General features: G+C 35.1%; 5 protein-coding genes and 1 pseudogene. 1 reads left to right on the top strand and 5 read right to left on the bottom strand.

Annotation, left to right across the window (positions count from 1 at the left end; translation table 11 throughout):
• The first annotated feature begins 519 nt into the window (after window positions 1–519).
• Complete coding sequence (locus K6G87_RS05245) at window positions 520–948, top strand: hypothetical protein (RefSeq protein ID WP_296834720.1); 429 nt, start codon at window positions 520–522, stop codon at window positions 946–948.
• Window positions 949–1085: 137 nt separating this feature from the next.
• Here K6G87_RS05245 and K6G87_RS05240 read toward each other — a convergent pair whose 3' ends face one another.
• The 5 genes and pseudogenes from K6G87_RS05240 to K6G87_RS05220 all read right to left on the bottom strand — a co-directional run.
• Complete coding sequence (locus K6G87_RS05240; protein ID WP_296834718.1) at window positions 1086–1754, bottom strand: response regulator transcription factor; 669 nt, start codon at window positions 1752–1754, stop codon at window positions 1086–1088.
• Window positions 1755–1791: 37 nt separating this feature from the next.
• Window positions 1792–2877, bottom strand: a complete 1086-nt coding sequence (locus K6G87_RS05235) for a HAMP domain-containing sensor histidine kinase (RefSeq protein WP_296834716.1) — start codon at window positions 2875–2877, stop codon at window positions 1792–1794.
• A gap of 167 nt (window positions 2878–3044) precedes the next feature.
• A complete protein-coding gene (locus tag K6G87_RS05230; protein ID WP_296834714.1) occupies window positions 3045–4412 on the bottom strand; it encodes an MATE family efflux transporter in 1368 nt (455 codons plus the stop codon).
• A gap of 14 nt (window positions 4413–4426) precedes the next feature.
• Window positions 4427–5149, bottom strand: coding sequence for a diacylglycerol/polyprenol kinase family protein (locus K6G87_RS05225; protein ID WP_296834712.1), 723 nt, complete (start codon window positions 5147–5149; stop codon window positions 4427–4429).
• A 529-nt stretch (window positions 5150–5678) separates the two neighbouring features.
• Window positions 5679–6054 (bottom strand): annotated as a pseudogene (locus tag K6G87_RS05220) (sugar phosphate isomerase/epimerase); the annotation flags it as partial.

The following is a 6054-nucleotide window of genomic DNA, read 5'->3' as shown; positions in this document are numbered from 1 at the left end:
TGAAACGGGAAGCATAAGCATAACCGTTCCAATAAGTATCACACTCGCAAATCCTATTATTATAATCTGAAAGGACGTAAGCCTTTCTTTAATTCTCATAATCACAGACATATGTAGCTCTGCCTCCGAATCTTTTATTAAATTAATTTTATCTTCAATAAAAATAAGGCAGTATTAAGTCTTCGACTCTGATATTAAGATTGTATAAAGATTGATATAAAGATTAAGGTTTAGCCATAAAATGGTATGACTTTTTGTCACTTTGTTCCAAAAGTCATGCAAATGGCCCAATTGAGAACACCTACGGTGTTGGGGCCATTTGCCTACAGATTCACTTTCGTACGAAATCCGCAGCCAGTGCGGATTTCTTTAATAAACTTACAAGAATCCATACAATCTTGAACTATATGTTCAAGAATGTATATAATGTCGTATGCGCGATGAATCTTCAGATAAATGGAATAGTCCTGTCATCACCCACGTAATAAGCACAAATATTTGAGGGGAAATAACTTATCTATGTTTTTGTTTTATCTTGTAATTATTGTTTTGATCCTGTACCTGATGCTAAATATCTATATAGACTATAAGCTTAGCAAAGCCTATAAAAGCGCTATTATATGCCCCGGCGTTGTAATTCAGAGTCTTGATATAGAAAGAAGAGATGATTATGGCGGAACAGTGACGGTTAAGAAAAAAATTTCTGTAGAAAAATATCTTGTTAATTACAGATTTAATAATCAGATTTTTAAAGGCGAAGTTAAGACAGTAAAGACTGGCCTCCTGCCAGGTTCCCCTATCGAAGTCCGTATTAGTATAGATAATGGAAAGCATCTGATACATTCAGATTTCTATAAATACAGATTCAAAAAAATTTTGATATGCACAGTACTGGGCGTTATCTATAGCGCTGTACTCATATATCTTATAGAAAACGGATACATATGATCCCTGCAAAAATAAGACCATGAATTCCATATACTGGTAATTCATGGTCTTTTCTTTACTTAATATGCGATAAGAAGTTTAAGGATGTAACTCCGATATATATGTAAGTTCCTATTATTTAACTCAAACTTCGCACCTTATTTGATCTCAGCCTTATAGCCAACGCCTCTTGCTGAGACTATTTCAAATTCATCACAGCCTGAGAGCTTATTCCTTAATCTATTGACATAAACCTTAATGGTGCGATAATCCGTGTCAGAATCATATCCCCAGATATCATCCATAAGCTGCTGTTTGGTGAATATAACTCCAGGATACGACAAGAGCTTATACAAAAGCTTAAACTCTGTTTCTGTAAGCTCGATCTGAGTACCATTATAAGAAGCTGACATTGAGTCTTCAGATATGACAAATTGTCCAAGTTCTATCTTCTTGTCTGTATTGATCTTATATCTTCTTAATATTGCTTCTATATGCCAGGTAAGTTCTTCATAATCAATAGGCTTTGTAAGATATTCATCTATACCCAGATTATAGCCTTTTTTCTTATGAGCAAAAGAATCCATTGCAGTCAACATTATAATAGGAGTATTATCACCCATAGTCCTTAGTTCCTGAACAAATTCAAATCCGTCCATATTGGGCATCATTACATCAACTATCATAAGATCAGCATGATCATGATCAAGAACATCAAATGCCTTAAGGCCATCTGAAGCCTCGATTATTTCATAATTATCTTTTAGCTTTAACTTTATAAGCTCCCTAACAGGTCTCTCATCCTCTATTATCAATATCTTAACCATATATTGCTCCTGTATCTAATATTTTCATCTTTAATGATCATATGTTATCAGACAGGGGTAAATGAACAGTAAACGTTGTGCCATTTCCTATACTACTGTCTACATCAATGCTTCCTTTACATAGCACAACTATTCTCTTAACTATAGATAGTCCTATTCCACTTCCCCTTGCAATAGAAGATGAATCATTCTGATAATACTTATCAAATATCTTCTGCATGGTTTTTTCATCCATACCAGCACCTGTGTCTGAAATACTGACAACTATCTCGCCGTCAGTATTATGGCCTATTATTGTAATAGTTCCGCCTTTTGGCGTGAATTTAACAGCATTATTAAGTATATTGATCCACACATGTTGTAATAGCTCTTCGTTCCCATAAAAAGGAAGCTCCATATCTTCATCCATCTCAAGGTCAATATCCTTTTTGTCCATCTCTTTAGATAAAAGAATAACACATCTTCGGAGCTGCTCTGCAAGGTCATAATGTTCCTTGTTATCTACTACCTGCATTGCATCAACCTTGGAAAGCAGCAAAGTATTCATTGAAAGAGCAAGAAGTCTCCTGGATTCTTCAGATATCATCTTAAGCTGTTCCAAGCGTTCCTCAGTTTCTATATCTTTGCCGGTTTCTAATAAGTGATCTGAAAATCCGCTTATAGCTGTAATTGGAGTTTTAAACTCATGTGCGAATTCGTTGGTAAAGTCTTCCATCTCCTGCTTGGTCTTTTTAAGTTCTAAAGTCATAGAATTGAACTGGCTGTATGCCTTTTTAAACTCGCCTGATTTTTTGGTATCTATCTGATAATCAAGATTGCCATTTGCAACTTCATCCATAGCTATAGTAATCTTTTCAATTCTTCCGGATAATTTCCTGATAACAGGTCTCATTGCCATTGTGTAGACAAATGACATGAGAGGAACCATGGCCAGCATTGTAAGAGCACTTCTGTCATCAAAATCAAAAACAATAGCACCTATAAGTCCATACGCCATTACCGAGCCTACTACTATAACTGTTCCCATAAAATAGACCCAGCGAAAACCTTTTACAACTTCATTGTTTTTTTTATGACTATTCCTTTTTCCGGATCTTATTTTATTGTATGTTACATTGCCCATAAACACTCCAATTTTTAAAAAAATTATATACTGCTTATAAAATACTTATATGATACTTTTGATTTATTAGATAAACATAAGTTACTTGTTCATTCATTAGATAAGTATTAGTCACTCAAACTTCGCTCTTATAAACAATCTCTTATATCATACTATCATATATATATTTATGAGGCACTCGATAACTCTTTTACCTTATTACATGCCTTACTTTTCATACTAAGGTGCCTGCTTAATGCGATGATTCCTGTAATGGCACCAACTACGTCAACAACAGCAAAGCAGAAGATAAGTCCGTTAAAGCCAAACAAGATATTGAGTACTATCATAGCCGGTATAAGTATAAGGCCCTGTCTCATTATTGTAATAATAGTGCTTGTGATAGCACGGTCTGTAGCCTGAAGGAAAGTAACCGAAGACTGATAAACGGCATATATTGGTGCTGTTATAAAGCATCCAATAAGTATCTGTCTTCCATATCCGATAATGCTTGGATCATCTATAAATGCCTTTAGAAGGAAGTCTCTTCCTCCAATACAGATAAGTGCGATCAAAAGTCCAAATGTCATACATACAATAGTAGTCTTTTTGATAAACTCTTTGACCCTGCCTATGTTGCCTCTTCCGTAGTTAAAAGAAACTGCAGGCTGTACTCCCATACATATTCCAAGCTGAGTGGTTGTAGAAAGAAGCATTATTGAACGGCTTATTCCAAAAGCACCCTGAGCATCAGGTGATACTGCAAGAAGTAAATTGTTGATGACCATGTAAGACACACTCATAAGAAGTGTACCTGAAGCAATCGGAAGTCCAAGGAGCATGGGGTGAATAGCTGTATCAAATGATAAAGAGACATCTTTAGGGTTAACTGATATATAGTTTGACTTACCTTTTAAGAGTCTTGCAAGTATTACAGATGAAAGTAAATTGCCGAGTACTGTTGCTACTGCTGCTCCTACAACTCCCATATTAAAAACAAGGATGAAAATAGGGTCTAATATAATATTGGTGATAGTACCTGAAAGATTCGCGATCATAGGCTCTTTCATGGAACCATCTGCTCTCATGATATTAACAAATCCATTTGAGAACATCATTACAGGGCATCCTATTGCAAGAAATCTTAAATATAATACAGCATAGCTTCTATAGCTCTGCGCTGCACCAAGCATAGATATGATAGGGTCTGTAAATATGTTAAGGATAAGAGCCATAAGTATTCCAACTACTACGCAGAAATAAAAGCAAAAGCTTGATATCTTTTTACTCTTCTCTACATCTTTCTGGCCAAGTGCTACAGATATAGCTGTACAGCCTCCAGCTCCTATTAAAGTTCCAAATGCCTGTATTATAGGGAATATTGGCATGCACACTGATATAGCATTGATCATATTGACATCGCCAGTCTTACCTATAAAGAATACATCGGCCATGTTGTATATGACCATTACGAGTGTGATTATTACTGTTGGTATAGCCAGTGATGCGATCACTGACCATACCTTTCCTTCTGCAAGTTTTTGCTGTTTGTCCATTGTTCTTAACTCCTTTAAATTGTTCCTGCTGCAACACTAAGAACTGAAAATCCTACCATTGCAATGATTGGGCATGCAACTGTATCAAGACCGTGCTTGGAAAAAAGCTCTGTAAGCGATGAAAATACTGCTATCCAGAAACACACAAGAACTACAAATCCTATGTTGGAAAGTGCTGTATGTCTTGAATAAAGAACAAATACTGAAATAAAACTTGCAAGGAACATTCCTACTGAACCTTCTATACTCTTGGTTCCTTCTATAAGAGATCCGCTTATCTTATGCTTACCAAATCTCTTACCTACAAGAGCAGCTACTGCATCACCAACTCCCCATGCAAGAACTGACAGGATTACGATCCACTTCTGTCCAAAAAGGCCCCAGCCAACTATAGTAACAAGGCTGTAAGTTCCGTATAAGAGGAGCATACTCTTTTGCTGCTCTCCAGCCTTTCTTTGCTTCATAGCAACATTCTTTTCAATATTAGTAAACTTTGTTCCAAGATATGCTTCTAACATGAACATAAGACATACTAAAAGAGATGAGACCCAATATGTTGACGGTATCACTATCGGCATGATCGAAAATACCGAAACCATGTGAAGCATCTTACGATACAACTCTCCCGGCAGCCCCATTTTCTTATTAAGAAATACTGATAGACCTGCCAGTACTGCAAAATGTAACTGTAAAAATACAAAACCTTTAAGAGCATCAAATAATATTATTCCTGCCATTTTTACTTTTTCCTTTCCCTAATGAAATATTTTGTAGCTCATTTATTAACTTCACTCATAATAGAAATCCAAAGTAAAGATTTGGTAAAAAACATGTGTAAAAAATTATTATTTTAAAACATCTGACAAATCGCATATTTATCAGCTTTTCAGAGCTGTTACCTGTATTTTTGACGTAAAGAAAAACCGGACATCCATTTCTGGAAGTCCGGTTCTCTCATCTTTTTAAAGATTACTTATTCTTGGGATAGGGTTTTTACTACTTTAATAAAACATAACAAATTATAAATTCATCTTTTCAGCTATGTCATCTTTCTTAAGGAAAGCAATGATACCTACGATAGCTACTACAACTACAAGGAATATCTTCTTCATAAGTTTTGACCTCCTACTATGGTGCAAACGTGTTAATCAGTTTCTTTACTGATTCAAAGATATATTCCTTTGGTAAATGAAAAGTAAAAATATTTGAAATATTTTTTTGATCTTTTATATCAATCTTTCTAAATATTAGAAGAGGGATACATTCTCATATTAATTGGTTCAGATAATCTGATGATAATTGTAGGGACTTAACAGGGCTTTTATCAACAAAGTTTCTGTGGCTTTCAAGTATAATACTTGATACATTGACACTTAATGCCTGATCTACAAGCGGCTTTAAGTTCATATTGCCGTAGCCAAGTTCCATGCTATCCTGTCTTATAATAGGTGTCATAGATGTACCTTTTTGCCTGTTACCTCTATCGTTTATATGATATAGTTTTAATCGATTTTCAAGCTTTTTCATAACATATAACGGGTCTACTCCTGCATCTGCAATCCAATAAGAATCCATTTCAAAATTCACGTAATCTGGATCTGTCTCTTTTATAATAAGACCATAAGCATTGGTTTCCATGAAA

Source organism: Butyrivibrio sp., from assembly GCF_024699075.1.
The sequence above is the reverse complement of the archived record's forward strand: the minus strand, read 5'-3'. Positions and strand labels throughout refer to the sequence as shown.